Annotated in this window: 30 protein-coding genes; 15 read left to right on the top strand and 15 right to left on the bottom strand. The window is 53.8% G+C overall.

Features of this window, described 5'->3' with window-relative positions:
• Positions 1-237: 237 nt before the first annotated feature.
• Positions 238-1,671: a serine-type D-Ala-D-Ala carboxypeptidase gene (gene dacB, locus OGX80_RS13155; protein ID WP_049010979.1), complete on the top strand. Its 1,434-nt coding sequence runs from the start codon at positions 238-240 to the stop codon at positions 1,669-1,671.
• Positions 1,672-1,820: 149 nt separating this feature from the next.
• Here dacB and cgtA read toward each other — a convergent pair whose 3' ends face one another.
• From cgtA to rplU, 4 genes are all read right to left on the bottom strand, one after another.
• Positions 1,821-2,993 carry an Obg family GTPase CgtA gene (cgtA, locus tag OGX80_RS13150; RefSeq protein WP_115181068.1) on the bottom strand — a complete coding sequence of 391 codons (1,173 nt, stop codon included), beginning with the start codon at positions 2,991-2,993 and terminating at the stop codon, positions 1,821-1,823.
• Between the two features lie 15 nt (positions 2,994-3,008).
• Positions 3,009-3,974: a DMT family transporter gene (locus tag OGX80_RS13145; RefSeq protein ID WP_104868137.1), complete on the bottom strand. Its 966-nt coding sequence runs from the start codon at positions 3,972-3,974 to the stop codon at positions 3,009-3,011.
• Positions 3,975-4,070: 96 nt separating this feature from the next.
• Positions 4,071-4,328: a 50S ribosomal protein L27 gene (gene rpmA, locus OGX80_RS13140; protein WP_012135319.1), complete on the bottom strand. Its 258-nt coding sequence runs from the start codon at positions 4,326-4,328 to the stop codon at positions 4,071-4,073.
• A gap of 19 nt (positions 4,329-4,347) precedes the next feature.
• The gene (rplU, locus tag OGX80_RS13135) at positions 4,348-4,659 is read right to left on the bottom strand and encodes a 50S ribosomal protein L21 (protein ID WP_000271396.1); all 312 of its coding nucleotides are present in this window, start codon (positions 4,657-4,659) and stop codon (positions 4,348-4,350) included.
• A gap of 258 nt (positions 4,660-4,917) precedes the next feature.
• Here rplU and ispB point away from each other — a divergent pair, with 258 nt between their 5' ends.
• Together ispB and sfsB are read left to right on the top strand one after the other, a co-directional pair.
• Positions 4,918-5,889, top strand: a complete 972-nt coding sequence (gene ispB / locus OGX80_RS13130; RefSeq protein ID WP_024130985.1) for an octaprenyl diphosphate synthase — start codon at positions 4,918-4,920, stop codon at positions 5,887-5,889.
• 235 nt (positions 5,890-6,124) lie between these two features.
• The gene (sfsB, locus tag OGX80_RS13125) at positions 6,125-6,397 is read left to right on the top strand and encodes a DNA-binding transcriptional regulator SfsB (RefSeq protein WP_012135321.1); all 273 of its coding nucleotides are present in this window, start codon (positions 6,125-6,127) and stop codon (positions 6,395-6,397) included.
• 70 nt (positions 6,398-6,467) lie between these two features.
• On the opposite strand, the gene murA is transcribed toward sfsB, so the two are convergent.
• From murA to mlaF, 7 genes are all read right to left on the bottom strand, one after another.
• Positions 6,468-7,727, bottom strand: a complete 1,260-nt coding sequence (gene murA, locus OGX80_RS13120) for a UDP-N-acetylglucosamine 1-carboxyvinyltransferase (protein ID WP_012135322.1) — start codon at positions 7,725-7,727, stop codon at positions 6,468-6,470.
• Between the two features lie 53 nt (positions 7,728-7,780).
• A complete protein-coding gene (gene ibaG / locus OGX80_RS13115) occupies positions 7,781-8,035 on the bottom strand; it encodes a BolA family iron metabolism protein IbaG (protein WP_024130986.1) in 255 nt (84 codons plus the stop codon).
• A gap of 169 nt (positions 8,036-8,204) precedes the next feature.
• Positions 8,205-8,498, bottom strand: a complete 294-nt coding sequence (gene mlaB / locus OGX80_RS13110) for a lipid asymmetry maintenance protein MlaB (protein WP_112001517.1) — start codon at positions 8,496-8,498, stop codon at positions 8,205-8,207.
• On the bottom strand, positions 8,498-9,133 hold the full coding sequence (gene mlaC / locus OGX80_RS13105; protein ID WP_012135325.1) for a phospholipid-binding protein MlaC: 636 nt from the start codon (positions 9,131-9,133) through the stop codon (positions 8,498-8,500). Before mlaC ends, mlaB begins: the two co-directional genes overlap by 1 nt.
• A gap of 18 nt (positions 9,134-9,151) precedes the next feature.
• A complete protein-coding gene (gene mlaD, locus OGX80_RS13100) occupies positions 9,152-9,703 on the bottom strand; it encodes an outer membrane lipid asymmetry maintenance protein MlaD (protein WP_012135326.1) in 552 nt (183 codons plus the stop codon).
• 4 nt (positions 9,704-9,707) lie between these two features.
• Positions 9,708-10,490, bottom strand: coding sequence for a lipid asymmetry maintenance ABC transporter permease subunit MlaE (mlaE, locus tag OGX80_RS13095; RefSeq protein WP_058668153.1), 783 nt, complete (start codon positions 10,488-10,490; stop codon positions 9,708-9,710).
• Between the two features lie 7 nt (positions 10,491-10,497).
• Positions 10,498-11,310: a phospholipid ABC transporter ATP-binding protein MlaF gene (gene mlaF, locus OGX80_RS13090; protein ID WP_012135328.1), complete on the bottom strand. Its 813-nt coding sequence runs from the start codon at positions 11,308-11,310 to the stop codon at positions 10,498-10,500.
• A gap of 212 nt (positions 11,311-11,522) precedes the next feature.
• Here mlaF and OGX80_RS13085 point away from each other — a divergent pair, with 212 nt between their 5' ends.
• The 12 genes from OGX80_RS13085 (at position 11,523) to yrbL (ending at position 20,363) form a co-directional block, all read left to right on the top strand.
• On the top strand, positions 11,523-12,500 hold the full coding sequence (locus tag OGX80_RS13085) for a calcium/sodium antiporter (RefSeq protein ID WP_115181067.1): 978 nt from the start codon (positions 11,523-11,525) through the stop codon (positions 12,498-12,500).
• A gap of 14 nt (positions 12,501-12,514) precedes the next feature.
• The gene (gene kdsD, locus OGX80_RS13080; protein WP_012135330.1) at positions 12,515-13,501 is read left to right on the top strand and encodes an arabinose-5-phosphate isomerase KdsD; all 987 of its coding nucleotides are present in this window, start codon (positions 12,515-12,517) and stop codon (positions 13,499-13,501) included.
• Positions 13,502-13,520: 19 nt separating this feature from the next.
• On the top strand, positions 13,521-14,087 hold the full coding sequence (gene kdsC, locus OGX80_RS13075; RefSeq protein ID WP_012135331.1) for a 3-deoxy-manno-octulosonate-8-phosphatase KdsC: 567 nt from the start codon (positions 13,521-13,523) through the stop codon (positions 14,085-14,087).
• Positions 14,084-14,659 carry an LPS export ABC transporter periplasmic protein LptC gene (lptC, locus tag OGX80_RS13070; RefSeq protein WP_012135332.1) on the top strand — a complete coding sequence of 192 codons (576 nt, stop codon included), beginning with the start codon at positions 14,084-14,086 and terminating at the stop codon, positions 14,657-14,659. Before kdsC ends, lptC begins: the two co-directional genes overlap by 4 nt.
• Positions 14,628-15,182, top strand: coding sequence for a lipopolysaccharide ABC transporter substrate-binding protein LptA (gene lptA / locus OGX80_RS13065; protein WP_047460976.1), 555 nt, complete (start codon positions 14,628-14,630; stop codon positions 15,180-15,182). Before lptC ends, lptA begins: the two co-directional genes overlap by 32 nt.
• 6 nt (positions 15,183-15,188) lie before the next feature.
• Entirely contained in the window at positions 15,189-15,914 is a 726-nt protein-coding gene (gene lptB, locus OGX80_RS13060) for an LPS export ABC transporter ATP-binding protein (RefSeq protein ID WP_012135334.1), read from the top strand.
• A gap of 47 nt (positions 15,915-15,961) precedes the next feature.
• Positions 15,962-17,395 carry an RNA polymerase factor sigma-54 gene (rpoN, locus tag OGX80_RS13055; RefSeq protein ID WP_012135335.1) on the top strand — a complete coding sequence of 478 codons (1,434 nt, stop codon included), beginning with the start codon at positions 15,962-15,964 and terminating at the stop codon, positions 17,393-17,395.
• Positions 17,396-17,417: 22 nt separating this feature from the next.
• Positions 17,418-17,705 (top strand): ribosome hibernation promoting factor, encoded by a 288-nt coding sequence (hpf, locus tag OGX80_RS13050; protein ID WP_012135336.1) that lies wholly within the window; start codon positions 17,418-17,420, stop codon positions 17,703-17,705.
• A gap of 125 nt (positions 17,706-17,830) precedes the next feature.
• Positions 17,831-18,322 (top strand): PTS IIA-like nitrogen regulatory protein PtsN, encoded by a 492-nt coding sequence (ptsN, locus tag OGX80_RS13045; RefSeq protein WP_012135337.1) that lies wholly within the window; start codon positions 17,831-17,833, stop codon positions 18,320-18,322.
• A 36-nt stretch (positions 18,323-18,358) separates the two neighbouring features.
• Positions 18,359-19,213 (top strand): RNase adapter RapZ, encoded by an 855-nt coding sequence (gene rapZ / locus OGX80_RS13040; protein WP_012135338.1) that lies wholly within the window; start codon positions 18,359-18,361, stop codon positions 19,211-19,213.
• Entirely contained in the window at positions 19,210-19,482 is a 273-nt protein-coding gene (gene npr, locus OGX80_RS13035) for a PTS phosphocarrier protein NPr (RefSeq protein ID WP_012135339.1), read from the top strand. The genes rapZ and npr overlap by 4 nt, the downstream gene beginning before the upstream one ends.
• Positions 19,483-19,691: 209 nt before the next feature.
• The gene (yrbL, locus tag OGX80_RS13030) at positions 19,692-20,363 is read left to right on the top strand and encodes a PhoP regulatory network protein YrbL (protein WP_012135340.1); all 672 of its coding nucleotides are present in this window, start codon (positions 19,692-19,694) and stop codon (positions 20,361-20,363) included.
• Here the strand turns inward: yrbL and mtgA are convergent.
• The 4 genes from mtgA to mnmL all read right to left on the bottom strand — a co-directional run bounded on the left by mtgA (position 20,338) and on the right by mnmL (position 25,411).
• On the bottom strand, positions 20,338-21,066 hold the full coding sequence (gene mtgA, locus OGX80_RS13025) for a monofunctional biosynthetic peptidoglycan transglycosylase (protein WP_047460963.1): 729 nt from the start codon (positions 21,064-21,066) through the stop codon (positions 20,338-20,340). The two genes, yrbL and mtgA, sit on opposite strands and share 26 nt — an antisense overlap.
• Positions 21,063-21,716: an isoprenoid biosynthesis glyoxalase ElbB gene (gene elbB, locus OGX80_RS13020; RefSeq protein WP_012135342.1), complete on the bottom strand. Its 654-nt coding sequence runs from the start codon at positions 21,714-21,716 to the stop codon at positions 21,063-21,065. The genes mtgA and elbB overlap by 4 nt, the downstream gene beginning before the upstream one ends.
• Positions 21,717-21,946: 230 nt before the next feature.
• The gene (arcB, locus tag OGX80_RS13015) at positions 21,947-24,283 is read right to left on the bottom strand and encodes an aerobic respiration two-component sensor histidine kinase ArcB (protein ID WP_012135343.1); all 2,337 of its coding nucleotides are present in this window, start codon (positions 24,281-24,283) and stop codon (positions 21,947-21,949) included.
• Positions 24,284-24,481: 198 nt separating this feature from the next.
• Positions 24,482-25,411: a tRNA modification radical SAM protein MnmL/YtqA gene (gene mnmL, locus OGX80_RS13010; protein WP_047463893.1), complete on the bottom strand. Its 930-nt coding sequence runs from the start codon at positions 25,409-25,411 to the stop codon at positions 24,482-24,484.
• Positions 25,412-25,966: the final 555 nt, after the last annotated feature.

Genomic DNA, 25,966 nt, shown 5'->3' with positions numbered 1-25,966 from the left:
TCTTGAACATTCCTGTAGGGGGTGATTGACCCCGCCTCGGCTGCTAAGCCTGCTCCGGTATGCGTTCTACCAAAGCCAGAAGCAAAAAAATACCGACCCGGGTACAAAGCCCCAGGTCAGCTACAATTCTCAATTTGATACGTATTTTACCCTGGAGTTCCCTATGGGTCATCGTTTACTTTCCAGGGCATTGCGCCGTAGTATGACGGCTTGTTTCCAGGTTGTTAGCGCGAGATTATGCGATTTTCCAGATTTATCATCGGATTGACCACCAGTATAGCGTTCAGCGTCCAGGCCGCGAATGTTGATGAATACATCAATCAGCTCCCTGATGGGGCCAACCTTGCTTTCATGGCTCAGAAGGTCGGCGCGTCCACGCCCGCGATTGATTACCATAGCCAGCAGATGGCGCTGCCCGCCAGTACGCAAAAAGTGATCACGGCCCTCGCGGCATTGATTCAGCTCGGCCCCGATTTTCGTTTTACCACCACGCTGGAGACAAAAGGCAACGTGGACAATGGCGTCTTAAAAGGGGACTTAGTGGCGCGATTTGGTGCCGATCCGACGCTAAAACGCCAGGATATTCGCAATATGGTCGCGACGCTGAAAAAATCCGGCGTGACGCAAATTGCGGGAAATGTGCTCATCGACACCTCCATTTTCGCCAGCCATGATAAAGCGCCAGGCTGGCCCTGGAATGACATGACGCAATGTTTTAGCGCCCCCCCCGCAGCCGCCATTGTCGATCGCAACTGCTTTTCCATCTCCCTCTACAGCGCGCAAAAACCGAATGACTTAGCGTATATTCGCGTGGCGTCCTATTACCCGGTGACCATGTTCAGTCAGGTTCGCACCCTCCCACGCGGCTCTGCGGAAGCGCAATACTGTGAGCTGGATGTCGTTCCGGGGGATTTAAACCGCTTCACGCTGACAGGCTGTCTGCCGCAGCGCGCCGAACCGTTACCGCTGGCCTTCGCCATTCAGGACGGCGCCAGCTATGCCGGAGCGATCCTGAAAGACGAGTTAAAACAAGCAGGTATTACCTACAGCGGTACGCTGTTACGCCAGACGCAGGTCAACGAACCCGGAACGGTGGTTGCCAGCAAGCAGTCTGCGCCGCTGCATGATTTGCTTAAGATTATGCTGAAAAAATCGGACAACATGATTGCCGATACCGTCTTTCGCATGATCGGCCACGCACGCTTCAACGTTCCCGGCACATGGCGGGCGGGATCTGATGCCGTACGCCAGATCCTGCGTCAGCAGGCTGGCGTTGATATTGGCAACACCATCATCGCTGACGGTTCGGGCCTCTCTCGCCACAACCTGATTGCCCCGGCCACCATGATGCAGGTGCTGCAATACATCGCCCAACACGACAACGAGCTGAACTTTATCTCCATGCTGCCGCTGGCGGGATATGACGGCTCTCTGCAATACCGTGCGGGTCTGCATCAGGCTGGGGTCGATGGTAAAGTTTCGGCGAAAACAGGCTCGCTGCAAGGGGTCTATAATCTGGCGGGATTTATTACAACAGCAAGTGGGCAACGAATGGCGTTTGTTCAGTATCTTTCCGGGTATGCCGTTACGCCAGCTGACCAGCGCAATCGTCGAATTCCGTTAGTACGTTTTGAAAGCCGGTTGTACAAAGATCTTTATCAGAACAACTAGGTGAGGATAGTGCCGGATGGCGCTGACGCTTATCCGGCCTACACACTAGATGGGTCATTTAATTGCCGGATGGCGGCGCTTTGCGCCTTATCCGGCCTACGTACCCGTAGGCCCGGTAAGCGTAAGCGCCACCGGGCATTTGAACCAGATTAACGCTTGTAGATGAACTCGACGCCTTCTTCGTCGTCTTCGTCCCAGTCGTCATCCCAGTCATCTTCTGCTTCATCTTCGACTTCAGCGAGCTGCTGACGGTGATAATCGTCCCACATGAACTCCACTTTCTCCGGCTGCTTCGCTTCATCAGCCTGAACGATGGGGTTCTCGATGATAAAGGTCATCACATCCCAGCAGAGATCTTTCACGCCAGTCTGGCTGGCAGCGGAAATCATGTAGTACTTATCTTCCCAGCCCAGCGCCTGCGCGATAGCTTTCGCTTTTTCTTCCGCTTCGGTCTGGTCCAGCAAATCAATTTTGTTGAACACTAACCAGCGCGGCTTAGCAGCCAGATCCTGACTGTATTTTTCCAGTTCGCCGATAATGATACGGGCGTTTTCCACCGGATCGGAACCGTCGATCGGATCGATATCAATAAGGTGCAGCAGTACGCGGCAACGTTCCAGGTGCTTCAGGAAGCGAATCCCCAGACCCGCGCCTTCCGCCGCGCCTTCAATCAGCCCCGGAATATCGGCAACCACAAAGCTCTTTTCGTTGTCCATACGCACAACGCCAAGGCTCGGCACCAGAGTGGTAAACGGATAGTCCGCCACTTTCGGTTTTGCCGCAGATACCGCGCGGATAAAGGTTGATTTACCGGCGTTTGGCATACCCAGCATACCCACGTCCGCCAGCAGCATCAGCTCCAGCATCAAATCGCGCTTATCGCCCGGCGTGCCCATCGTTTTCTGACGCGGAGTACGGTTAACAGAGGACTTAAAGCGGGTATTGCCCAGGCCGTGCCAGCCGCCTTTGGCAACCATCAGACGCTGACCGTGTTTGGTCATATCGCCCATGGTTTCGCCGGTGCCCTGATCGATAACACGCGTACCGACAGGCACTTTGATCGTGACATCTTTCCCACGTTTACCGGTGCAGTCACGGCTTGCGCCATTCTGACCACGTTCAGCGCGGAACGATTTTTCAAAGCGGTAATCGATCAGCGTGTTCAGGTTTTCGTCGGCTTCCAGCCAGACGTCGCCGCCATCGCCGCCATCGCCGCCATCCGGGCCGCCTTTCGGGATGTATTTTTCGCGGCGGAAGCTCACGCAACCATTGCCGCCATCGCCAGCAACGACCAGAATCGATGCTTCATCAACAAACTTCATTTTACTCTCCGTAAATCATTCGCCTGAGCGGGGTTGCGAAACCACCGTTTCATGCTTGCGTAAACCGCCCCAAATACGATGACCAATGGCGGAATACATCGCGCCCGCAACCACGACAAACGCACCGAGATAACCTAAAAGGTTTAACATCGGTCTGGCGAAGAAATCGGGCCAGGCCATAGATAATAGATCTGAAAATAACAGCGTAAACAGCGGAGTGAGCGTGATTAACGCACTCACCTGCGCTGCCTGCCAACGCGCCATCGCTTCTGCCAGGGCGCCATATCCTACCAGCGTATTCAGCCCACAGAAAATCAAACACGCGAGCTGCCAGTCGCTTAACTGCGAGATAACCCCCGGCTTCGCCAGCGGCAATAACGCAATCGTACATAAAGTGTACAGTAAAAACAGGATCTGCTGTGAGGCCAGACGACGCAATAACACCTTTTGCGCGACGCCATAACTCACCCAGACCGTCGCCGCACCGACCCCAAAGATCACACCCCAGGTGTAATCGGTCAGTTTGGTAAAAATCTCGATCAGACTGGTATTAAAGAACATCACCAGCCCACAAAGCAGCATGAGCGCGCCAATCACCTGCGTGCCGCGCATCTTTTCTTTCAAAATAAAGACGCTGGCGACCATCATGCCAACCGGTGACAGTTGACCGATAACCTGCGATGCCGTCGGACTCAAATATTGCAGGGAAGAGCTGAACAGGATGAAATTCCCGAAAAGTCCACCTGTTGCAATCGCCAGCAACACCAGCCAGCGCGGTTTGCGAAAAATACGCAATGGCGGGAGCTTTCTTTTAACTGCCAGGATCGCGCCGAGGCCGATACTCGCCATTAAAAAGCGATAGAAGACAATGGTTGGAGGTTCCATCACCTCCAGCACCTGCTTCATTGCAATTGGCAAGGCGCCCCAACACATTGCAGTGGTGAGTGCTAAAAGGATGCCAATGCCAGCCTGCTGCTTCATGCCCGTTTTCCCTACAAGAAAATTTTCCGGGTTTTCAATGTAAAAAGCCCCGCAACACGTTGCGGGGCTTTAATCCGTTACCGGACCACGAAGAACTTACTCAGCAACGATGCTGATGTATTTACGGTTGTTCGGGCCTTTAACTTCGAATTTCACTTTACCGTCTGCTTTAGCAAACAGAGTGTGGTCACGACCGCAACCTACGTTAGTGCCAGCGTGGAATTTGGTGCCACGTTGACGAACGATGATGCTACCCGCCAGAACGGTTTCGCCACCGAAACGCTTAACGCCCAAGCGTTTAGCTTCTGAATCGCGACCGTTACGAGTTGAGCCGCCAGCCTTTTTATGTGCCATTTAAATCTCTCCTCAGGTCTTAGGCGCTGATGCCAGTAATTTTCACATCAGTGAACCACTGACGGTGGCCTTGCTGCTTACGATAGTGTTTACGACGACGAAACTTAACGATTTTAACTTTCTCGCCACGACCGTGAGCAACAACTTCAGCTTTGATTACGCCGCCATCAACGAAAGGAACGCCGATTTTGACTTCTTCACCGTTTGCGATCATCAGAACTTCAGCGAACTCAATAGTTTCGCCAGTTGCGATGTCCAGCTTTTCCAGGCGAACGGTCTGACCTTCGCTTACTCGGTGTTGTTTACCACCACTTTGGAAAACCGCGTACATAAAAAACTCCGCTTCCGCGCACGCCTTTTCAATGATTCAGAGTGCGCTATAAATATTCACAATAGGGCGCGAATATTACGCAAAACGCGAGCCTTTGACAAGTGCTACCGTCAATACATGAAGAAAAAAAACACAACGTGTACGGTAACGTTTATCTGCGCCGTTTTTTCAGTACAATCAGCATATATTCCTAACCCTAAACCCTTAGTTATCTCATCCCATGATGAGTTAATCGGGGCGATAAGCCCGGCTTTTGCGATGAATTTAGAAAAAATCAATGAGTTAACCGCGCAAGATATGGCGGGTGTCAATGCGACAATCCTTGAACAGCTCAATTCCGACGTCCAACTGATCAATCAGTTAGGGTATTACATCGTTAGCGGCGGCGGAAAACGTATCCGCCCGATGATTGCCGTACTCGCTGCGCGCGCCGTTGGTTATCAGGAAAATGCGCACGTCACGATCGCTGCCTTAATCGAGTTTATCCACACCGCCACCCTGCTACACGACGATGTTGTGGATGAATCCGATATGCGTCGTGGGAAGGCAACGGCGAACGCGGCATTTGGCAACGCCGCCAGCGTCCTGGTCGGTGATTTTATCTACACCCGCGCGTTCCAGATGATGACCAGCCTTGGCTCGCTGAAAGTGCTGGAAGTAATGTCAGAAGCGGTGAACGTCATCGCCGAAGGCGAAGTGCTGCAACTGATGAACGTCAACGACCCGGACATCACCGAAGAAAATTACATGCGCGTGATTTACAGCAAAACGGCGCGCCTGTTTGAAGCTGCGGCGCAGTGTTCCGGTCTTCTTGCTGGCTGTACTCCTGAGCAGGAAAAAGGGTTACAGGATTATGGTCGTTATCTCGGTACGGCCTTTCAGCTGATTGACGATTTACTCGATTACAGCGCTGATGGCGAGCAGTTAGGTAAAAATGTCGGCGATGACCTCAACGAAGGAAAACCAACGCTGCCGCTGCTGCACGCTATGCGTAACGGTACGCCAGAGCAGGCGCAAATGATCCGTACCGCCATTGAACAAGGCAATGGGCGCCACCTTCTGGAACCCGTTCTGGAAGCCATGACCGCCTGCGGTTCACTGGAATGGACGCGTCAGCGTGCAGAAGACGAGGCCGATAAAGCCATCGCCGCCCTACAGATTCTGCCTGATACGCCCTGGCGCGAAGCTCTGATCGGTCTGGCGCACATCGCCGTACAACGCGATCGTTAACCCTCCCTTCTCATCCCGTGCCCTGCGCGGGATGAATCTTTTAGTTCCAGTAAATTCCAGTTGCTCATTTCTTTTCCAGCCCTTTACCCATCGCACGTATGCTGTCACATTTTATGAATATGCATACTCTTTACAGGAACATATTAGAGCAATACTATCACCTGGCGTATAGTATTTCTCACAGGCTGATTATCCAGGCCGCAAGCGACTGACTGACCGAAGGAGTGAGGGAATAATGGAAAATAAACTCATTGACTGGCATCCCGCAGACATCATTGCCGGATTACGTAAAAAAGGGACATCTATGGCGGCGGAATCACGCAAGAATGGATTAAGTTCCTCGACGCTGGCAAACGCCCTGACCCGACCGTGGCCGAAAGGAGAGCTCATCATTGCGAAGGCGCTGGGTACAGAACCCTGGGTGATCTGGCCGTCGCGCTATCATGACCCAGAAACCCATGAGTTCATTGACAGAACGCGTCTGATGCGGGCTCGAAAAGGGAAATAGAGAAGTAAGGAACGGATAACGCTCTGAACGGTAGCCCCCGAACAGGGGCTACCAGTGCATGCGGAAAAAATTACTCGCCTTTCACACGCTCAATATTCGCGCCCAGCGCGCGCAGTTTGTCTTCAATGCGCTCATAGCCACGATCGATGTGATAAATACGATCGACCAGCGTCGTGCCTTCTGCAATGCATCCCGCCAGCACCAGGCTCGCAGACGCACGCAAGTCGGTCGCCATCACCTGCGCCCCGGAAAGTTTTTCAACGCCGTGGCAAATCACGGTGTTGCTCTCGATTTCCGCGTGCGCGCCCATACGGATCAGTTCAGGCACATGCATAAAGCGGTTTTCGAAAATGGTTTCCGTGATGAAACCCGTCCCTTCCGCGACAAGGTTCAGCAGCGTGAACTGCGCCTGCATATCGGTCGGGAAAGCCGGGTGCGGCGCGGTGCGCACATTCACAGCTTTCGGACGCTGGCCATGCATGTCCAGGCTGATCCAGTCTTCACCGGTTTCAATATCCGCTCCGGCGTCACGCAGTTTAGCCAGTACGGCATCCAGCGTATCCGGCTGCGCGTTACGGCAGACGATTTTACCGCCGGAAATCGCCGCCGCGACCAGGAAGGTGCCGGTTTCAATGCGATCGGGCAGAACACGGTATACGCCGCCGCCCAGACGCTCAACGCCCTCAATGGTAATACGATCGGTGCCCTGACCGCTGATCTTCGCTCCCAGCGTCACCAGGAAGTTCGCGGTATCGACGATCTCCGGCTCACGCGCGGCGTTTTCAATCACGGTGGTCCCTTCGGCCAGCGTTGCCGCAGACATGATGGTCACCGTCGCACCGACGCTGACTTTGTCCATCACGATATGCGCGCCTTTCAGACGACCATTAACAGACGCCTTCACATAGCCTTCTTCCAGCTTGATCTCAGCGCCCAGTTGTTCCAGGCCGGTGATGTGCAGATCGACCGGACGCGCGCCGATGGCGCAGCCGCCTGGCAGAGAAACCTGCCCCTGACCAAAACGCGCAACCAGCGGCCCCAGCGCCCAAATCGACGCGCGCATGGTTTTTACCAGTTCATAAGGCGCGCAGAAAATGTTGACCTGGCTGGCGTCGATCCAGACAGAACCGTTACGTTCCACTTTCGTTCCAAGCTGGCTGAGCAGTTTCATCGTCGTATCGATGTCTTTCAGCTTTGGAACGTTCTGGATCTCTACCGGCTCTTCTGCCAGCAGCGCCGCGAAAAGGATCGGCAATGCGGCATTTTTAGCGCCTGAAATTGTGACTTCGCCCTGGAGCGTTGTCGGCCCCTGTACACGAAATTTATCCATTATTCTGTTCTCTGTTAAGAATTCATATCTGCTACCGGCGTGTCGCCCGTCGCTCAAAAACCGTTAAGTTTGCGATCGCGTTCCCATTCCGCTGGGGTATACGCTTTGATCGATACGGCATGGATACGGTTATCCGCAATAAACTCCATCAACGGGCCGTAAACAGACTGCTGCTTCTTGACCCGGCTCATGCCGTCAAACATCTCACCCACGGCGATAACCTGAAAGTGACTGCCATCGCCAGAGACGTGGACTTCCTGGAGGGAGAGTGCGCTCATCAGCACGCTCTGAATTTCATGATTTTCCATGGGCTCTTCATTCGTCAAACAGGGAAAACAGCCCAACATCTTAGAGCAAAGTGGCGCTGTCATAAATAAGCAAAAAGCCCAGCTGATAAATCAGGCAAGGCTTTGGTGGCAAATCCCACTTAGGGGTTTTGCCGGATGGCGGCACAAGGCCTTATCCGGCCTACAAAAATTAACGTGGAAGCACGTCAGCAGGCAAATTATAGAGCTTCGCCAGCGTGTAAACCTTCTCGTTTACCCCTTGCAGCGAAACGCTGTTGCCCTGTCGCTTCGCCTGATCGACAAGATGCACCAGTAACGCCAGGCCACCGCTATCCACCCGGGAGACCTGGCTCAGATCGATGCAGGTTACGCCTTTCATCGCATCAACGCGCGCATCCCACAGAGGGTTCAGCACGTCCTGGTCCAGCTCTCCCGCTAATGCCAGCGTGTCACCTTCGCGCGTCCAGCTAAGTGACTGCGTCATTATTTTTTCTCTTCCAGCGAAATTTTCTGACGAGAAATTGACTGCAACTGCGCGGTCAGGCCGTCGATGCCTTTGGTACGCAGCAGATCGCTCCACTCATTCTGTTTTGTGGTGATCATACTGACGCCTTCCGCGATCATGTCATAAGCCTGCCAGTTACCGGTCTGGGTGTTTTTACGCCACTGGAAATCCAGTCGAACCGGAGGACGGCCATTCGGATCGATGATCGTCACACGGATCGGCACGATGGTCGCATTGCCCAGCGGTTGTTCCGGCGCAATCTGGTAAGTCTGGCCGTGGTACATCGCCAGCGCCTGACCATAAGCCTGTTTCAGGTATTCACGAAACGCCGCGAAATAGGCATCACGCTGCGCCGGCGTCGCCTCCCGGTAGTAACGACCCAGTACCAGCGCGCCCGCATATTTCACCTGCACATACGGCAGCAGTTCCTGGTCAACGACGTCGCGCAGGTAATCCGGGTTGGCACGGATTTTCGGCTGTTCGTTTTTCAGACGATCGAAGGTTTTCTGCGCCGCCTCATTCATCAATTTATACGGGTTAGTCTGATCCGCCGCGGTTGCCGCGCTCAACGGTGCAATGACCAGCAGCGCTACCATCATTAATCGCTTAAACATACATCGATTCTCCTGTGATTAATTTGTTGCGCCCGCAGGCGGTGTCGCTTCATTATTGCCTTCAGTTGGCGCTGGCGCATCGCCAGAATTCTTATTGTCGTCCCCTTTGCTGTTGTAAAGGAACTGACCAATCATGTCTTCAAGCACCATCGCGGACTTGGTGTCCTGAATAGTGTCGCCATCTTTGAGGATAGACGTTCCCAGTTCAGGATCTTCAAACCCAACGTTTAACGCCAGATATTGCTCCCCCAGCAGGCCAGAGGTGCGGATACTCAGCGAACTGGTGTCAGGAATGTGGTTATAGCGTTCTTCAATATCCAGCGTGACGCGCGGCAGGTAGGTTTTCGGATCCAGCGAGATATCCGCAACCCGGCCGACAACCACCCCGCCGATGCGCACCGGAGAGCGCGCTTTCAGGCCGCCAATATTGTCGAAGGTCGCATAAATCGTGTAGGTCGGCTCCGTGCGCATTGAGGTGACATTGGCCGCTTTCAGGCAAACAAACAGCGCCGCCAGCAACGCAACCAGCAAGAAGATCCCTACCCAAATTTCACTTTTTTTCGTTTGCATGAACTCAATTCCCAAACATCAGTGCGGTCAACACAAAATCCAGACCCAGAACGGCCAAAGACGAGTGCACAACGGTGCGCGTGGTTGCGCGGCTAATCCCGGCAGAGGTCGGAATCGCGTCATACCCATTGAACAGCGCAATCCACGTTACCGTGATGGCGAACACCACGCTCTTAATCAAACAGTTCACGAGATCCAGACGCCAGTCGACGGCATCCTGCATCGCCGACCAGAAGAAACCGGCATCGATCCCCTTCCAGCTAACGCCAACCAGCGATCCTCCCCAGATGCCAACGGCCACGAAGATAATCGTCAGCAGCGGCAGCGAAATCACCCCCGCCCACAGGCGCGGAGAGATCACCCGGCGCAGCGGATCGACGGCCATCATTTCCATACTGGAGAGCTGCTCAGTCGCTCGCATAAGACCAATTTCCGCAGTCAGCGCAGACCCTGCGCGCCCGGCAAACAGCAACGCCGCGACAACCGGCCCCAGTTCACGCAGCAATGAAAGCGCCACCAGCATACCCAGGCTGGTTTCCGCGCTGTAGGTCGTCAGAACCAGATAGCCCTGCAACCCGAGCACCATGCCGATAAAAACGCCAGAGACGATAATAATGAGCATCGACAGGACGCCCACATTATAGAGCTGACGCATCAGCAGCGGCGCATGCTTGCGAAATTCCGGCTTACCAATCACCGCATTGAATAACATTAACCCGGCACGCCCGAACGTTCTGAGGGTTTTGATCCCCCGGTGTCCAAGCGATGCCAGCGCATTTAACAGCATGAGTGGCTTAACTCCCTGTTTCGAGTAAATCGGAGTGATAATCGCCCGCCGGATAGCGGAACGGAACCGGCCCGTCGGCAATACCGTCCAGGAACTGGCGGACGCGTGGGTCGGCATTTTCTTGCAGTTCCTTCGCGCTACCGTGCGCCACGATTTTTTTGTCCGCCATAATCCAGGCGTGATCGGCGATGCTCAGCACCTCCGGCACATCGTGGGACACGACAACGCAGGTTACTCCCAGCGTGCTGTTCAGTTCGGAAATCAGCTTCACCAGTACGCCCATCGTAATCGGGTCCTGACCCACAAACGGCTCATCGAACATAATGAGGTCGGGTTCCAGCGCAATAGCACGGGCTAATGCCGCACGCCGCGCCATCCCCCCGGACAGTTCAGAGGGCATGAGCTTTGCCGCGCCGCGCAGACCAACGGCTTCCAGTTTCATCATCACCGTGCTTTTCAACAGCGGCGCGGGTAAATTCGTGTGCTCCCGCAGCGGGTAGGCTACGTTATCAAACACGTTCATGTCAGTGAACAGCGCCCCCGACTGAAACAGCATGCTCATCCGTTTTCGTACCGTGTACAACCGCGAGCGAGACATAGCAGGTACGTTTTCGCCATCAAACAGTATTTCCCCGCTATCCGGCGGGATCTGTCCGCCAATCAGTCGTAACAGCGTGGTTTTACCGATCCCCGATGGCCCCATGATCGCCGTGATCTTCCCGCGTGGCACGGTCAGGGAAATATTATCGAAAATGCAGCGGTCGCCACGCGAAAAGCTGACGTCGCGCATATCGACTAAATTCGCCACAGACTGACCCATTGATTCATCCTTTGTATCGCCTTGTTGATCTAAGCATGGCGCTGAATTTAGCCATGAACCCAACATATTTACAGAATATTACCTGCCCTGGTTAGCTAAAGCTGGCATTTGTTTTACTTTTTAGCCGCATAAAGTCAAAATTAAGACTTCGTTACGGCTTCCAGAAGATCCCTCCAGTGGACCGGCGAGTATACCTGAAGAAAGGACTTTAGATGCTTTTAGCTACGGCGCTGTTAATTATTGGTTTACTTCTGGTGGTCTACAGCGCCGATCGTCTGGTGTTTGCCGCATCGATTTTGTGCCGGGCAGTGGGGATTCCTCCGCTCATTATCGGGATGACGGTCGTCAGTATCGGAACATCATTACCGGAGATAATTGTCTCAGTTGCCGCGTCGCTTCACGGGCAACTGGATTTAGCCGTAGGCACCGCGCTCGGCTCCAACATCATCAATATCTTGCTGATTCTGGGCCTGGCGGCGCTGTTTCACCCTTTTACCGTGCATTCTGATGTTTTGCGCCGCGAATTGCCGCTAATGTTATTTGTCAGTGTGCTGGCGGGTTCCGTCCTGCACGATGGCGAGCTGAGCCGTAGCGACGGAATCTTTCTTCTGCTGCTAGCCGTGCTATGGCTGCTGTTCATTGTTAAGATCGCGCGCCTGGCGGAGCGGCAAGGAAATGACAGCCTCACCCGGGAGCAGGTGGCGGAGCTGCCGCGCGAAGGCGGCTTACCCGTCGCGTTTTTGTGGCTGGGTATCGCGCTGATTATTATGCCGATGGCGACGCGGATGGTGGTTGATAACGCCACCGTACTGGCGAACTACTTCGCCATGAGCGAACTGACTATCGGCCTGACGGTGATTGCGATTGGCACCAGCCTGCCGGAGCTGGCGACGGCGATCGCGGGCATCCGCAAAGGTGAAAATGATATCGCCATTGGCAACATTATCGGCGCCAATATTTCCAATATCGCCATCGTTCTGGGGCTGCCTGCATTGATTACGCCAGGCGACGTCAACCCGCTGGCGTTTGAGCGTGACTATAGCGTGATGCTGTTAGTGAGCATTGTTTTGGCATTGCTGTGCTGGCGGCGTCCGCGCCAGATTGGTCGGGGCGCAGGCGTGCTGCTGACCGGCGGTTTTATCGTATGGCTGGCGATGCTGTACTGGCTATCGCCGCTTCTTATTGGATAACGGGAAAACGGACTATGTCGCACTTAGCGTTACAACCGGGTTTTGACTTTCAGAAAGCAGGCAAAGACGTCCTGGAGATTGAACGTGAAGGCCTGGCGGAGCTTGATCAATACATCGACCAGAACTTCACGCTCGCCTGTGAAAAAATCTTCTCGTGCACAGGCAAAGTCGTTGTCATGGGGATGGGAAAATCAGGTCATATCGGGCGGAAAATGGCCGCCACCTTTGCCAGCACCGGCACTTCCGCCTTTTTTGTTCACCCGGGCGAGGCCGCGCATGGCGATCTCGGCATGGTCACCTCGCAGGATGTGGTGATCGCGATTTCCAACTCTGGCGAATCCAATGAGATTGCCGCATTAATCCCGGTACTCAAACGCTTGCAGGTGCCGCTGATTTGTATCACCGGGCGGCCAGAAAGCAGCATGGCGCGTGCGGCGGATGTGCATCTGTGTGTTAAAGTGCCGAAAGAAGCCTGCCCGTTGGGTCTGGCGCCGACCAGCAGCACCACGGCTACGCTGGTCATGGGCGATGCGCTCGCGGTCGCGTTATTAAAAGCCCGCGGCTTTACCGCCGAAGATTTTGCGTTGTCGCATCCGGGCGGCGCACTTGGCCGTAAACTTCTGCTGCGCGTTAACGATATCATGCACACCGGCGATGAAATCCCGCATGTGAATAAAAACGCCAGCCTGCGTGATGCCCTGCTGGAAATTACGCGTAAAAATCTCGGCATGACCGTCATTTGTGATGACACAATGAAGATTGACGGCATCTTTACCGATGGCGACTTGCGTCGTGTTTTCGATATGGGTGTGGATGTTCGCCAGTTAGGGATTGCCGACGTCATGACGCCTGGGGGAATTCGCGTTCGCCCCGGTATTCTCGCCGTTAACGCCCTGAACTTAATGCAGTCCCGTCATATCACCTCCGTTTTGGTTGCTGATGGCGACCAGTTACTGGGTGTGTTACATATGCATGATTTACTGCGTGCAGGCGTAGTGTAGAAACTCAAGGATAAAAGAAATGAGTAAAGCAGGTGCGTCGCTTGCGACCTGTTATGGCCCCGTCAGTACACAGGTTATCGCCCAGGCGGAAAACATCCGTCTGCTCATCCTCGATGTGGATGGCGTGCTGTCTGATGGTCTGATTTATATGGGCAACAACGGTGAAGAGCTGAAGGCCTTTAACGTCCGTGATGGCTACGGCATTCGCTGTGCGCTCACTTCCGGGATTGAGGTCGCTATTATTACCGGACGAAAGGCTAAACTTGTAGAAGATCGCTGTGCCACCCTGGGGATCACGCATCTCTATCAGGGGCAGTCGGACAAACTTATCGCGTTTGGCGACCTGCTCGATAAGCTGGGCGTTGCGCCTGAAAATGTGGCTTACGTCGGTGACGATCTGATCGACTGGCCGGTGATGGAAAAAGTGGGTCTGAGCGTTGCGGTCGCTGATGCGCATCCGCTCCTGATCCCCCGCGCCGACTATGTGACGCATATCGCCGGTGGACGCGGCGCGGTGCGGGAAGTGTGCGATCTACTCTTGCTGGCGCAGGGTAAGCTTGATGAGGCCAAAGGGCAATCGATATGAGTAAAACCAGACGTTGGGTTATCATTCTACTGTCGTTGGCCGTACTGGTGTTGATCGGAATTAATCTGGCGGATAAAGACGATCCTGCTCAGGTTGTGGTGAACACCAGCGATCCGACTTATAAGAGCGAGCATACCGATACGGTCGTCTATAGCCCGGAAGGCGCGTTGAACTATCGTCTTATTGCGCAGCACGTTGAATATTATTCAGAACAGGCGCTTTCGTGGTTTACCCAACCGGTATTAACCACCTTTGATAAAGATAAAGTCCCGACATGGTCGATTAAAGCGGATAAGGCGAAATTGACCGAAGACCGGATGCTCTATCTGTATGGTCACGTTGAAGTCAATGCGCTGGCGCCTGACGCTCAACTACGCAGAATCACGACGGATAACGCGACGATCAACCTGGTGACGCAGGATGTCACCTCTGAAGATCTGGTCACGTTATACGGAACAACATTTAACTCCAGCGGACTGAAAATGCGCGGCAACTTACGCAGCAAGAACGCCGAGCTGATTGAAAAGGTTAGAACCTCCTATGAAATTCAAAACAAACAAACTCAGCCTTAATCTTGTGCTTGCCAGCACACTTCTGGCCGCCAGTCTTCCGGCGTTCGCGGTCACCGGCGATACCGAACAACCGATTCATATTGAATCGGACCAGCAGTCACTGGATATGCAGGGTAACGTGGTGACGTTTACCGGAAATGTCGTCGTGACTCAGGGCACCATCAAAATCAATGCCGACAAAGTGGTCGTCACCCGTCCGGGCGGCGAGCAAGGCAAAGAGGTGATCGACGGCTTCGGCAACCCGGCGACGTTTTATCAGATGCAGGACAACGGCAAGCCGGTAAAAGGCCATGCCCAAAAAATGCATTATGAACTGGCGAAAGATTTCGTCGTCCTGACCGGTAACGCCTACCTGGAGCAGCTCGACAGCAACATCACCGGCGATAAGATCACTTACCTGGTGAAAGAGCAGAAAATGCAGGCGTTCAGCGAAAAAGGCAAACGTGTAACGACGGTTCTGGTGCCGTCGCAGTTGCAGGACAAAAACAAAGACCAGACCCCGGCACAGAAGAAGGGTAACTAATTCGTTATGGCAACATTAACTGCAAAGAATCTTGCGAAAGCCTATAAAGGCCGTCGCGTGGTGGAAGATGTCAGCCTGACCGTGAATTCCGGGGAGATCGTCGGTCTGCTCGGGCCGAACGGCGCAGGTAAAACCACTACCTTCTACATGGTGGTGGGCATTGTGCCGCGCGACGCTGGCAACATTATTATTGACGATGAGGACATCAGCCTGCTGCCGCTGCATGCCCGCGCGCGTCGCGGTATTGGCTATTTACCGCAGGAAGCCTCCATTTTCCGCCGTCTGAGCGTGTTTGATAACCTGATGGCGGTGCTGCAAATTCGCGACGATCTCACGACCGAACAGCGTGAAGACCGCGCCAATGAACTGATGGAAGAGTTCCACATCGAGCATCTGCGCGACAGCCTCGGACAAGCGTTGTCCGGCGGTGAACGCCGCCGTGTGGAGATTGCCCGCGCGCTGGCCGCAAATCCGAAATTTATCCTGCTGGATGAACCGTTTGCAGGCGTTGACCCGATTTCCGTCATCGACATCAAACGCATTATCGAGCACCTGCGCGACAGCGGTCTCGGCGTTCTGATTACCGACCACAACGTTCGTGAAACGCTGGCGGTGTGTGAACGCGCGTATATTGTCAGCCAGGGGCATCTGATCGCACACGGCACACCGACAGAAATCCTGCAAGACGAGCACGTTAAGCGCGTATACCTTGGGGAAGACTTCAGACTCTGATAGGGTAGAAGACTGCGACGTCACAGCGGGAGAAAACGACTCTGAACATGAAGCAAGGTTTGCAACTCAGGCTCAGCCAACAACTGGCGATGACGCCCCAGCTACAACAGGCCATCCGTCTGTTGCAGTTGTCTACGCTGGAACTTCAGCAGGAACTTCAGCAAGCGCTGGAGAGTAATCCGCTGCTTGAGCAAACCGATCTTCACGATGAAATCGACACGCGCGAAACCCAGGACAACGAAGCCCTGGATACCGCAGACGCGCTCGAACAGAAAGAGATGCCCGAAGAGCTGCCGCTTGACGCCAGCTGGGATGAGATTTACACCGCAGGTACGCCGTCCGGCACCAGCGGCGACTACATCGACGACGAGCTGCCGGTGTACCAGGGCGAAACCACGCAGTCCCTCCAGGACTACCTGATGTGGCAAGTCGGGCTGACTCCGTTCTCGGATACCGATCGCGCGATTGCCACCTCAATTGTCGATGCCGTTGATGATACCGGCTATCTCACCATTTCGCTGGATGACATTCTCGAAAGCATCGGCGATGAAGAGATCGGCCTCGATGAAATAGAAGCGGTACTCAAACGCGTTCAGCGCTTCGATCCCATCGGCGTGGCGGCGAAAGATCTCCGTGACTGCCTGCTGATCCAGCTCTCACAGTTCGATAAATCCACGCCCTGGCTGGAAGACGCCCGGTTGATCATCAGCGATCACCTCGATCTGCTGGCCAATCATGACTTCCGTACCCTGATGCGCGTTACGCGGCTGAAAGAAGAGGTGCTGAAAGAGGCAGTCAATCTTATCCAGTCGCTCGATCCCAGACCGGGTCAGTCTATCCAGACCGGCGAACCTGAATATGTGATCCCGGATGTGCTGGTGCGTAAGCACAACGGTTACTGGATGGTGGAGCTGAACGGCGACAGCATTCCCCGTCTACAGATCAATCAACATTATGCCGCCCTGTGCAACGGCGCGCGTAATGATGCCGACAGCCAGTTCATTCGCAGCAACCTTCAGGATGCGAAGTGGCTGATCAAAAGTCTGGAAAGCCGCAACGACACCCTGTTACGCGTGAGCCGCTGTATTGTTGAGCAGCAGCAGGCCTTCTTCGAGCAAGGCGAAGAGTTTATGAAACCGATGGTGCTGGCGGACATCGCCCAGGCCGTCGAGATGCATGAATCGACGATTTCCCGTGTGACCACGCAGAAGTATCTGCACAGTCCACGCGGCATTTTTGAACTGAAGTATTTCTTTTCCAGCCATGTGAATACCGAAGGCGGAGGCGAAGCCTCTTCCACAGCGATACGTGCGCTGGTGAAGAAATTAATTGCTGCGGAGAACCCCGCGAAGCCGCTGAGCGACAGCAAGTTAACCTCTATGTTGTCGGATCAGGGTATCATGGTGGCGCGCCGCACCGTTGCGAAGTACCGAGAGTCTTTATCCATTCCGCCGTCCAATCAGCGCAAACAGCTGGTTTGAACCAACCGATAAGGAAGACACTATGCAGCTCAACATCACTGGAAATAACGTCGAAATTACTGAAGCCCTGCGCGACTTTGTCTCAACCAAATTCGCCAAACTTGAGCAGTATTTTGACAGGATTAATCAGGTCTACGTTGTTTTGAAAGTGGAGAAGGTTACACACATCTCGGATGCGACACTGCATGTAAACGGTGGCGAAATTCACGCCAGCGCGGAAGGTCAGGATATGTATGCCGCCATTGACGGTTTGATCGATAAACTGGCAAGGCAGCTAACGAAACACAAAGATAAACTGAAACAACACTAATTGTCCGGGCAGTTAGCGAGTGCAGGACGGCCTGTTGTGACGCACAACAGGCCATTTGTACAGTTAGCGCTCCGAATCTGCCTCATCAGGAATCATCCTGATGGAACAGGTTCTTAGGTGAAATTATGACAAATAACGATACGACTCTACAACTGAGCAGCGTACTTAACCAGGAATGTACGCGCAGCGGCGTTCACTGCCAGAGCAAAAAACGTGCGCTGGAGATTATCAGTGAACTGGCGGCAAAACAGCTCAGCCTGCCTCCGCAGGTGGTATTTGAAGCAATCCTGACGCGTGAGAAAATGGGCAGTACCGGCATTGGCAATGGTATCGCCATCCCACACGGCAAGCTGGAAGAAGATACGCTGCGCGCCGTCGGCGTGTTCGTCCAACTCGAAACGCCTATCGCTTTCGATGCCATTGATAATCAACCGGTCGATCTGCTTTTCGCCCTGCTGGTGCCCGCAGATCAAACCAAAACGCATCTGCATACACTGTCGCTGGTCGCTAAACGTCTGGCGGATAAAACCATCTGCCGCCGTCTGCGCGCCGCGCAGAGTGACGAAGAGCTGTATCAAATCATCACTGACACCGAAGGTGGAAAGGATGAGGCATAACCACCCAATGGCATCTGTTGTGAGGAGAAACGGTACATGGTACTGATGATCGTCAGCGGTCGTTCAGGGTCAGGGAAATCTGTCGCCCTGCGTGCGCTGGAAGATATGGGTTTTTACTGCGTGGACAACCTCCCCGTGGTGCTGTTGCCCGATCTGGCTCGTACGCTGGCCGATCGCCAGATTTCTGCGGCCGTCAGCATTGACGTGCGTAACATGCCTGAGTCCCCTGAAATTTTCGAGCAGGCGATGAACAACCTGCCCGATGCGTTTTCCCCACAGCTTCTGTTCCTTGATGCCGATCGCAACACGCTGATTCGCCGTTACAGCGATACGCGCCGTCTGCATCCGCTTTCCAGCAAAAATCTCTCCCTGGAGAGCGCCATCGACCAGGAAAGCGATCTGCTGGAACCGCTGCGTTCCCGCGCCGATCTGATTGTCGATACCTCTGAAATGTCCGTGCATGAACTGGCGGAAATGCTGCGTACCCGTCTGCTGGGCAAGCGCGAACGCGAGCTGACAATGGTGTTCGAGTCCTTCGGCTTCAAGCACGGTATTCCAATCGATGCCGATTATGTTTTTGACGTGCGCTTCCTGCCTAACCCGCACTGGGACCCGAAACTGCGTCCAATGACCGGCCTCGATAAACCGGTTGCGGCATTCCTCGACAGACACACAGAAGTACACAATTTTATCTACCAGACTCGCAGCTATCTTGAGTTATGGTTACCCATGCTGGAGACAAACAACCGTAGCTATCTCACTGTAGCCATCGGCTGTACCGGCGGGAAACACCGTTCGGTGTATATTGCAGAACAGCTGGCAGACTACTTCCGCTCACGCGGTAAGAACGTGCAGTCACGCCATAGAACGCTGGAAAAACGCAAAACATGACCGTGAAGCAGACTGTAGAAGTCACGAACAAGCTGGGTATGCATGCCCGGCCTGCGATGAAACTGTTTGAATTAATGCAGGGTTTTGAGGCCGAAGTGCTGTTACGCAATGATGAAGGCACCGAAGCCGAAGCCAATAGCGTCATCGCCCTGCTGATGCTGGACTCTGCTAAAGGTCGCCAGATAGAAATTGAAGCCACCGGCCCGCAGGAGGTCGAAGCGCTGGCGGCGGTGATCGCGCTGTTCAATTCAGGATTCGACGAAGATTAGGCCATTTCGCTTTCGTCTCCTCCTTTCCCCCAGAAAACGCCATCCGGCGTTTTTTTATTCCCTCGTCTTTCTACCTGCGTCGATATTGTACATTCCGTGCGCTTTTCCGTCCTGATTAAACCTTAAGAAAACCTTAAGAAGGGTTGTTTACGTTCTATTTAAGTTGAGCGTTCATACTGGTTCTATTAGCAACATTACCAGGAGATCTCATGATACTTTTATCTGAACAAAATCCCCTGGGCACCGGACGCCATCGTAAATGTTATGCGCATCCGGGCGATGCCCAACGCTGCATTAAGATCATTTACAATGCCGACCGCAGCGGCAAGAAAGAGATCCGCCGTGAGCTGAAATACTACGCGCATCTGTCACGTTACCTGCAAGACTGGAGCGGCATCCCGCGCTATCACGGTACGGTAGAGACCGATTGTGGTACGGGCTACGTCTACGATGTGATAACCGATTTCGATGGCAAACCGTCCGTCACGCTGACTGAATTTGTGGCGCAGTGCCGCAATGACGAAGATGCCGCCGTCCTGCGCCAGTTGCTGAAAACGCTCAAGCGTTATATCTACGATAACCGCATCGTCACCATGACCCTGAAGCCGCAAAATATTCTGTGTCACCGCATTAGCGAATCCGAAGCGATCCCGGTGATCTGCGACAACATCGGCGAGAGTACGCTGATCCCGCTGGCAAGCTGGTCAGCCTGGTTTTGCCATCGCAAACAGGAAAGACAGTGGGAACGGTTGATTGCCCAACCGGGTCTGGTGGCGGCGCTGAAGATGAACCGCCAGGAAGAAGACAAAAGCGCGCTGCCGCTCCCCTCTCTTGAGGCCGCGCGTCAGCGCAATCTTAATACAGATGGTTACGCGTCATAAACGATTCGCCGCCCAACTGGCGCATTTGACGCAAAATCCACGCCTGACGGCTACGCACGTAGCCTGAAGGCGCGTTCGCTTTAAAGCGTAAAGGGTTTGGCAGCACCGCCGCTAATAGCGCGGCTTCTGACATACTTAACCGGCTGGCAGGTTTATTAAAATAGCGCTGCGACGCCGCTTCCACGCCAAACACGCCATCGCCAAACTCCGCAATATTCAGGTAGACGGTCAGAATGCGTTTTTTACTCCAGACGGTTTCCAGCCCGACGGTGAGCCCGGCCTCCAGCCCTTTACGCAGCCAACTGCGGCCATCCCATAAAAAGAGATTCTTCGCCGTTTGCTGAGAAAGCGTGGACGCCCCACGAATTCGGTTTTCATTGCGCTCATTGTGCGCCAGCGCCTTCTCAATGGCCGAAACATCAAAGCCCCAGTGTTCCGGGAATTTCTGATCTTCCGCCGCAATCACCGCCAGCCCCATCCACGGCGAGATCTCATCCATGCCAGCCCAGTCGGAATGCGCAACATAGCCGAAATCGCCTTGCAGCCACGCGCTAATCTGCCGTTCCACCATCACTGCGGAAAAAGGCACCGGAACGACGCTGAACAGCGCGATGCCGCCGCCCCAAAAAACCGCCAGCACCACAAGGATGCGCAGGAGCAAACGGCGCAGGGACGCCAGCGGAGTGAAACGCCCTTTACTCATTCAGCCAGAACCAGTACGCGAGACACCAGTTTTTCAATGCCGGTCGCCGCCTGTGCAATATCCTGCGCCAGCATGTAAGCAGGCGTGGTGACAATTTTGTTATCTTCATCCACCACAATATCGTCAACCGGACATGGCACATGCTCGGCCCCCATATCTTCCAGCACTTCCGCCGTATCGATATCGGTGCCAATCGTCAGACGAAGCGGGAAACCAAAAATCCGGGGCAGCATTGCCGGGGCAATGCACATAAACCCTAACGGCTTACCCGACTGGTGCATGGCGATTGCCAGCGCGGCCAGGTCGCTATCTACCCGGCACTCGCTGCCCTGGCTGGCAAAATTACTCAGGTTTTTCGCCGCGCCAAATCCACCCGGAACAATCAGCGCGTCCAGATCGCTGGAGACCGCCTGAGCAAGTGGACGAATTTCCCCTCGCGTAATGCGCGCGGCTTCGATCAGGACATTTCGCGTCTCCGCCATCGCTTCGCCCGTCAGGTGATTAATCACGTCAGCCTGCTGTTTATCCGGCGCAAAGCAGATGGCCTGCGCACCGCTGCGGGCAATCGCCAGAAGGGTCAGAACGGCTTCATGAATCTCGGCGCCGTCGTATACGCCACATCCACTGAGCACTACGCCAATTTTTTTCATCGTGATGATCCTTTTCGCAACTTACTGAAGCGTATTAATAATTCTGATTAAAATGCTGCGCTTCACACATTTAACTGATTCATGTAACAAAACATTTAAGATTTGCTATCTTAACTGCGTGCGGCCTGAAAAGCAGAGCTGCGCCTGTGTAAAAAACAATCATAACTTACGGCGCAGCCACGATTTCCCTGGTGTTGGCGCAGTATTCGCGCACCCCGGTCAATCCGGGGTCATTTTTTTTCCGCGTTTGCCACCCAGGCTTTCAGCACCGCGACGTCGTGCTGCCACTCCTGCTTCATCTCTTCAACCCATTCACCCACGTTATCTTCCCAGGCAGGAAGATCCGGCGACTGAATTTGCTGACCCAGTTGCTGTAGATGACGCAACCCGACGGAGCCCGCCGCGCCTTTAATTTTGTGGCCTTCTTCAACAACGCCTTTGGTATCCCGCGCCGTCAGGTTGGACTCCAGGATGCTTAAGTAACCCGGCATCATTTTCTCGAACACCGCCAGTCCATCCGTAATTAATTTCGGGCCGACCAGTTCGATATACTGCTCTAACATCGGGATATCTAACAACGCTTGCGATTTACTGCTCTCTTCAGATGTCACAGTGCTCTCCTCTTCGTTACGGGTATCCCAGTATTTTTTAATCATTGCGGTTAACGCCGGAACCGACAGCGGCTTGCTCAACACATCGTCCATTCCCGCGTCCAGATACTCTTTCTTGTCTTTCAGGACGTTAGCAGTGAGTGCGACCAGCGGCGGTAATTCTTCCCGCGCATAGCGGCGGGTAAGTTCTCTGGAGATATCCAGGCCCGTCATATCCGGCAGTTGAATATCCAGCAGCAGCAGATCGTATTCACCCGGGGTGAACATTTCCAGCGCGGCTTTCCCGGTCATCGCCACGTCAACGCTGTTGCCCAGTTTTTCCAGCACTGAACGCGCCACAATGACGTTCAGCTCAATGTCCTCGACCAGCAGCACATGCAGCGCAGGCAGCGGCATGTCATTCTCTTCCAGCGTGTCCTCGACCTCTTCCGCCACGGCTGGCGCATGTACGGTTAACGTAAAGACGGAACCTTTACCCGGCTGGCTGGAAACGGTGATGTCGCCGCCCATATTTTTTGCCAGGCGGCGCGATACCGCCAGGCCAATCCCGGTCCCCGTCGCGGGTTTACCGCCATGACTGTCTTTCACCTGATAATACATGGCGAAGATTTTATCCTGCTCATCCTGCGGAATACCGATGCCGGAATCTTCCACGTCAAAATGCAGCACATCGCCTTCGTCATAGCGTACGCGCACCGTCACCTGCCCTTGTTGGGTAAACTTCACGGCGTTGCTGATCAGGTTCCACAGAATTTGGCGCAAACGCGTGCCGTCGGTGATCACCTTATGCGGCAGCGGCAACGTCGGATCGAGCACAAAGCGTAGCCCTTTTTGCTGCGCCTGCAGGCCGGAGAGATTCTCCAGATCCGCCATGAAACTGGTGAAATCTACCGGCTGGTTATCCAGCTGGACTTTACGCCGCTCCATCTTATCCATATCAATGATATCGTTGAAAATATTCCCCAACGTGACCGCAGAGACATGGATGGTTTTCAGGTATTTTTCCTGCTCGCTGGTAAGGTCGGTGTCCAGCAGAATGCGGCTTAAGCCGACAATGCCGTTCAGCGGCGTACGCAGCTCGTGGCTGATCGTAGAGATAAACGTGGTCTTGTCGCGGCTGGCGCGTTCAAGCGCATCCTGATAACGCTTACGTTCCGTAATATCGCGCCCAAAGCCCATCAGACCATGACGTTTACCAACGCGGTCGTAATAGGGCACCTTGCGAATTTCAAAGCACGCTTTGCGCCCGTCCGGGTAATCGAGCCACTGTTCATAGGTCAGCGAGACGTTATGGCGGAAGACTTTTTCGTCGGTCTCAATCACTTTTTCCGCCGCTTCGGGAGAATAGACGTCAGCCGGTTTTAAATGGACGAGCTGTTTTTCACTCTTGCCGGTCAGCAGTTCCATCGCGCGGTTACAGCCGGAAAACTCTTTATCCTCATTGCGATAAAAAACCAAATCCGGCGACGCATCGAGGAAAGAGCGTAAGAAAGAGGATTGCTGTTCAAGCTGAATCTGCGTCTCTTCACGCTCCTTGATTTCCACTTTTAGCTGTTCGAAGGTCGACTGGCGCTCAGCCTCCGCTTTTTCGCGATCGGCAATTTCCTGATTAAGCTGAGCAATATTGTCTTTCAGTTGTACCGTGAGTTTGAGATCGCGCTCGCGCATCTCTTCCAACTTTTGTACCAGCCGTGACAGGCGCTGCCTGGACTCCTCCAGTTGCTCCACCACCACCGACAAGAAATAGACGGCCCAGGGCGTGATTAACAAGCCAAAAAAGATGGAGCGGATGACATCAATACTTTCGACCTGACCATGCAACACCATGGTGACCGCCATCTGCACCACTATCGCCAGCACCACCAGCGCTAACGCCAACAGCATCGAAAAGCGCACCAGACCCAGCTTCATCATCAGGTCGACATAGTATTGCGCCAGCATACGAATTTGCTTCATAGGGGATTCCTTCACGACAACTTCGCACAATAATACTCAATTCTGAGCAGTACGTTGAAAATTGTGCAATAAATGCGGAGGTTATCGGTGAAATGACCGGGTAGGCGGTAGGCCGGATAAGGCATAGCCGCCATCCGGCAATGTGCGCCAGGCTGCCTGATGGCGCTTCGCTTATCAGGCCTACACGCCTACGGATGGTTAGCTCTCCGGCTGCACCCACGGCGTACCAAGCGCGGAGCCTTGCGCGCCATGTTCGTTAAGATAGCGGTCCAGCTCCACCATGCCCGTCCAGCGATTCTCACACCATAGCGGGGCGAGCAACGTCGGACGACGGGCGCTGGCGGAAATGCGATGATAAATAACCTCCGGCGGCGTATGGCGGATCATCTCCCCCGCCGTCAGCGTATACGCCTCCAGCGCAATACCGTTCAGGCGCCCCGCTTCCCAGGCTTTCGCCATAATGCTGCCTTTTACAATATGCAGCGGGTGCAGCTTAATGCCATCCACGCCCGTTTCCACCACGCGATCCAGCGTTTGCAGGCATTCCGTCTGCCCTTCGCCGGGTAAACCCACAATCAGATGCGAGCACACTTTCAGCCCACGCTCGCGCGCCAGTTGGGTGGTTCGCTGATAACAGGCAAAATCATGGCCGCGATTAATACGGCGCAGCGTTTTGTCATGCGCGGTTTGCAATCCCAGTTCCAGCCACACTTCATAGCCCTGGTCTTTATATTCGCAGAGCAGATCGAGCACCGCATCCGGTACACAGTCGGGGCGCGTCCCGACACACAGCCCGACAATGCTGGTCTGGCTTACCGCCTGCTGATACATAGAACGCAGCACCTGCACTTCGGCAAAGGTACTGGTGTACGCCTGGAAATAGGCCAGATAACGTTTGGCGCGATTGACCAGATGCGCCTGATGCGCCAGTTGTTCGGCAATAGAGCGATACTGCTGCGCCTCATCGGCGAAAGAGGCGACATTACAGAAAGTACACCCGCCACGTCCGATGGTGCCATCGCGGTTTGGACAGCTAAATCCGCCGTGCAACGTCAGTTTATGAACTTTTTGCCCATAACGACGAGAAAGATCCCCACCAAACATATTGACTAATTTCTGTAACTGCATAATCTGATAGACCGTGCCTTGAAAAGAGGCCAAAGCCTGCCATTTTTAGCCTTTGTCGGCGATGACCTGGATCAATCGCTCCGGCAGGCTTTTATTTATTGCATAATCAAGCAAAATTACCGAAATTTCATTCACTCCATAGCTAATTACTTTTCCTTATAACTGCACACTTTTTTTATCTTCTGATGACACTGGCTAAAAAACAGTATCATGAAATGCCTGCGCCGCTTAAACCAGCATAAAATGCTAAGCATTACGGATAATCAAGGTGAGATAAGGGTTAACAGGCCGTTATGATAGTGAGACAGATCACACTCTCCCCTGCGCTTATGCCGCATCAAATCAATGTAAAAAAGTCATTATTTTCAATACATTCATAAAGTTAATGGACCTATAGCACATTTTTGCATAAATAAGATTGCCATTTGACCTGTGTGTGGATTCCCGATAAGTTGGAAATCCGCTGGAAGCTTTCTGGATGAGCAGCCTGCTCATCATATTTATGCAGTAATTGAGATTCCCTCTTAAACGTATTTACCGATGCGAAAAGGATAA

The sequence above is a fragment of the Citrobacter sp. CK194 genome, assembly GCF_030333395.1.
Lineage (GTDB): Bacteria > Pseudomonadota > Gammaproteobacteria > Enterobacterales > Enterobacteriaceae > Citrobacter_B > Citrobacter_B koseri.
Note: the sequence above shows the minus strand (reverse complement) of the source record. Positions and strands in the feature narration are given on the sequence as shown.